A 4091-nucleotide genomic window follows, 5' to 3' on the forward strand; every position below is an offset into this window, starting at 1 on the left:
TAGGGGTCCGAGGGCTCGCCCCTACACCAGCCTACTCAACCGCACCAAGCTGGGCCACCCATGCAACAAGATCGCTGTGGGTATTACAGGCGGCTGCTCGATTACCCTTATAATACTCAGAGCCAGAATGATCGGTTTCGAGCAGCTCTAGGACACGGCTGACCTTGCCGACGGCGAAGCATTTTGAACGCCTGCCAATCCATGACCGTCTCTGCGCGTTTTGCCTGACGCTCACGCACCTTCGGAGCCAGGGATCACTGCTAATATGCCAAGCCCAACACCGACCGTGCCACCGCCCAAACCGAACAGCCTCAGCAACTCCCTCAAGCGTAACATCCAAGCCTTGGAGAACCGACGCCGCGAGGAAACTGCGGGCGCGACCCGTGAGGAGAGGATCGCCGAGGCCATCACCCGTTTCACCGGCAGCATGGTCTTTGTCTACATCCACCTCGTCCTCTACGGCGCCTGGATCCTGGTGAATCTCGGGTTCATCCCAGGTGTGCCCCAGTTCGACCCGTCCTTCGTGGTGCTCGCAATGGAGGCCTCAGTAGAGGCCATCTTCCTTTCCACCTTCGTACTCATTAGCCAGAACCGCATGGCCACCGCCGCTGACAAGCGCGCCGATCTAGACCTCCAGATCAGCCTGTTGACGGAGCATGAGCTAACCAAACTGTCCGAACTCGTCGTCGCCATCGCCGAGCGCCTAGACATCCAGGCCAACGCTGATCCTGAGTTGCAGGAGGTGCAGCGGGATGTCGCTCCGGAAGCCGTGCTGGATGAGATTGAAGCGCGGCAGCAGAGAGGCTGAGTGTCACTGACGGGAAATGACCGCACTCGCCGGTCTTTCCGCTTGATTTCCCGCAAAATTACGGTATCATCACCGCGTTCCACCGGCGCCACTTCGTCGCCCAAACTGCGCTCTTCCTAACAGGTGAACGCTTTGTGCGAACCTGCCGGCCTCGTCGGGCTCAACTATCTCGCAGTGGACAGCATCTAGCTGCGCTCCAATACCATCAAGTATAAGGCGACGAGCTAAGGCCGGACGGCAACCGGGGCTGAGTTTGACGCCGAGCTTGAGGGCTGGCTGGCGCAAGCCGAAGGGACGCAACAGCACCGACTCCAAGAGCCGGATCATGAGGGACCGCGACGGCTTCGTGCAGGCTTACAATGCTCAAGCAGCGATGGATGAAGGCCTAAATCATTGCGACATACTACTGGAGCAACAACGCCGCCAATTATGACGCGTTGACGCTGCTGCTCAATACAGTCACTTCCTACACCGCTGCTACGCCCGCCGAGTTCTCCGTGACAGCGGCTACTATTTTGAGACCAATCTAGCCGACCTTTCGAGGCGCGGGAACCGCCCTACGTAGCCACCGCAGATTCCAAGCACTCCGACGGTGGTAGCGACCGACAACGTGGGCCGCTCGTCTCAGCCATGCGCAGGCGACTCCGACACGCTAGCCGGCGCAGCAGATATCAAATGCGCAAGCAGGTTGTCGAATCCGTCCCGGGAAGATCAAGGGGGCACGAAGTTCCGATATTTCCTCGCACGCTGCATCATCGTTGAATGTGAATGGGGACTCGTCTGGAGCAAGAATAACCCACCAAGCTCGCTAACAGCCCGTTGACGAAGTGGCTCTGGCTTGATTCGATTGGTCTTGGACGCGAGCGGCAGGTGCGGCATGGCGCTGGGACGGCAGAAGGGCCGGCAATCGGATCTGCTGGTGACCTGGGCGGAGATGCGGCGCTCGCCGGGACACGCGTTCTACGACCGCCTTCAGGCCGAACTGCTCAGCGCCGGGTTTGATGGTTTCGTCGAGGGGCGGTGCGCGCCCTACTACGCGGCGCGGCGGGGTCGGCCCTCGCTGCCGCCGGGACGATACTTCCGTATGCTGCTGGTCGGCTACTTCAAAGGTATCGACAGCGAGCGCGGCCTGGAGTGGCGCTGCGCCGACAGCCTGTCGCTCCGCGAGTTCCTTCGCCTGGGCGAGCGCGAGCCGGTGCCGGATCACTCGTGGCTGTCTCGCACTCGCGCCCGCCTGCCGCTCGAGGTGCACGACGCGGTGTTCACCTGGGTGCTGCAGCGCTTGGCTGAGCGGAGCCTGATCAAGAGCGAGCGAATCGGTGTCGACGCCTCGACACTGGAGGCCAACGCTGCCCTGTGGGCGATCGTGCGGCGAGACGGTGGCGAGGGCTACCGTGAGATGCTGGTGCGCATGGCGAAGGAAAGCGGCATCGAGACGCCGACAGCCGAGGACCTGATCCAGCTGGACCGCAAGCGCAAGGGCAAGACGCTGTCGAACGCCGAGTGGGAGAGCCCGACCGATCCGGATGCCCGCATCGCCAGGCTGAAGGACGGCCGGACGCACCTAGCCTACAAACCCGAGCACGCGCTGGACCTCGACACTGGTGCTGTGGTCGCGGCCGAGATGCACAGGGCCGACCGGGGCAACACCGCGACCCCGCCCGACACCCTGGCGAGCGCGGCCCGGCACCTGGCCGCGGTCGAGGCGGTGCCGAGCGCGGAGGCGCCTGCCGAGACGGTGGCCGACAAGGGGTACCACTCGCGCGAGGTGCTGAGGACGCTCGATGATGGGCCGTGGAAGACCCGAATTGCCGAGCCCAAGCGCGACGGCTTCTCGCGTTGGCATGGCGATGACGCGGCCCGCCGCGCCGTCGTGAACAACCGCACCCGCCTGCTGTCCGGCGTGGCTCACGTTGCGTTCAAGCTACGCGCCGAGGTGGTGGATGGTGGAGCGGAGCTTCGCGCTCATTCTGGACCGCGGTGGCATGCGCCGCGCCTGGCTGCGCGGCCGGGAGAACCTGCACAAGCGCTACTTGATCCACGTAGCAGGCTACAACCTCGGCCTGATCATGCGATTTCTGACGGGGGCGGGGACGCCGCGGGGGTTCCAGGCCAGGGTTTCGGCCTCGCTTACTGCGATCGCCACGCCGGACGCTGGCCTGGTCGTCATTCTGATCGTCGTCGCTGGCGATCAGACTGCGGCAGTCGCCATCAGCATCGCGCCAGACCCGCTTGGCTGAACGACGGCTTTTCACCGGACTGCTAAGGTAACGGCAGGCTGATGCAGGGCAGAGGCATGCACGCAATGAATGCTGCTCGAATTCGACCGCCGTTGCCAGAAATGTGGTTACCGGAACGGACTTTAGCAGGCGGTGAATAGCTCCGGCCGACGAAGCCGAAGAGTCTGCACCAAGGCGAATAGCTTCAACTCGGTCAGCGCGCCGCGGTCAGCCATTTCCGCCAACTTGGCTAATGGTATTTCCGCCACCGTGATGTCCTCATGTTCGTCGGCCAGGCCACCGCCCTTAGCGACGCGGTCGGCAACATGGTAGGGAGCTAGGAACAAGTGCACTCGTTCTGTGGACAATGCTGGCATAGTCCATGCCACCATCACTAGCTCTAGCTTCCCCAAACGCAGGCCAATCTCTTCAAGCGTTTCGCGCCGAGCGCCGGCGGAGGGATCGTCTTCGTCAAGGCGGCCAGCCGGCAGCTCCAACATCTCGGACTCACCGGCAGCGTAGAAGGGCGGAGCTCGGAACTGTCTAACCAGCAGCGCGGTGCGGCGTTGAGGATCAAACGGCAGCACCGCCACCGCTTGACCGTGGTCCTCCACGTCACGTTGCACGGTTTGGTCATTTGGTAGGCGTATAGTGGCTATAAACAGGCGCGACCAGCGCTGATGCTTCAGCACCATCTGCTCGATTATAGGCTTCATCTCGGTCATGCGGACCTGTGCCCTTTCCTGGTAACGTCCGTGGAAGTGGAAACTCCGGCTTCGGCCGGGGTGTAAGGCTGCGACGGCCATCGGACCTAATGGCTAGGGTGGAGTTGCGAGGCTCCCACTCCTGACCGGCCGAAGACCCGATGGCCGACGACAGACTGCCACTGGTGGACCTGCTGGCGAAAGCCGGAGACGACTTCTTTCGCAGCGTCGCGGAGGCGGTGCTGCAGGTGCTGATGGAAGCCGACGTGGAAGGCCTGACGGACGGTACTATCCACCAGCAGGTGCACCGGCTCGCTGCTCGGCTTCGGCCGAGACACCTCCAGCGTCTCGGCCCGACGG

At 63.0% G+C, this 4091-nt stretch carries 3 protein-coding genes and 1 pseudogene; 3 read left to right on the forward strand and 1 reads right to left on the reverse strand.

Annotated features, from left to right (window positions below; genetic code table 11):
• Positions 1–265: 265 nt before the first annotated feature.
• Both JMJ56_RS32640 and JMJ56_RS32645 read left to right on the forward strand, forming a co-directional pair.
• The gene (locus tag JMJ56_RS32640; protein ID WP_202836040.1) at positions 266–808 is read left to right on the forward strand and encodes a DUF1003 domain-containing protein; all 543 of its coding nucleotides are present in this window, start codon (positions 266–268) and stop codon (positions 806–808) included.
• A gap of 877 nt (positions 809–1685) precedes the next feature.
• Positions 1686–3074, forward strand: a complete 1389-nt coding sequence (locus tag JMJ56_RS32645; RefSeq protein ID WP_202836041.1) for a transposase — start codon at positions 1686–1688, stop codon at positions 3072–3074.
• 96 nt (positions 3075–3170) lie between these two features.
• On the opposite strand, the gene JMJ56_RS32650 is transcribed toward JMJ56_RS32645, so the two are convergent.
• The gene (locus tag JMJ56_RS32650) at positions 3171–3752 is read right to left on the reverse strand and encodes an NUDIX domain-containing protein (RefSeq protein WP_202836042.1); all 582 of its coding nucleotides are present in this window, start codon (positions 3750–3752) and stop codon (positions 3171–3173) included.
• A 140-nt stretch (positions 3753–3892) separates the two neighbouring features.
• Here JMJ56_RS32650 and JMJ56_RS32655 point away from each other — a divergent pair.
• Positions 3893–4091, forward strand: a pseudogene (locus JMJ56_RS32655) (hypothetical protein); the annotation flags it as partial.

Source organism: Belnapia arida (genome assembly GCF_016773205.1).
Lineage (GTDB): Bacteria > Pseudomonadota > Alphaproteobacteria > Acetobacterales > Acetobacteraceae > Belnapia > Belnapia arida.

Coding starts and splice junctions, on each gene's coding strand:
- JMJ56_RS32650 (WP_202836042.1), bottom strand. CDS start 3,752: ATGACCGAGATGAAGCCTATAATCGAGCAGATGGTGCTGAAGCATCAG.
- JMJ56_RS32645 (WP_202836041.1), top strand. CDS start 1,686: ATGGCGCTGGGACGGCAGAAGGGCCGGCAATCGGATCTGCTGGTGACC.
- JMJ56_RS32640 (WP_202836040.1), top strand. CDS start 266: ATGCCAAGCCCAACACCGACCGTGCCACCGCCCAAACCGAACAGCCTC.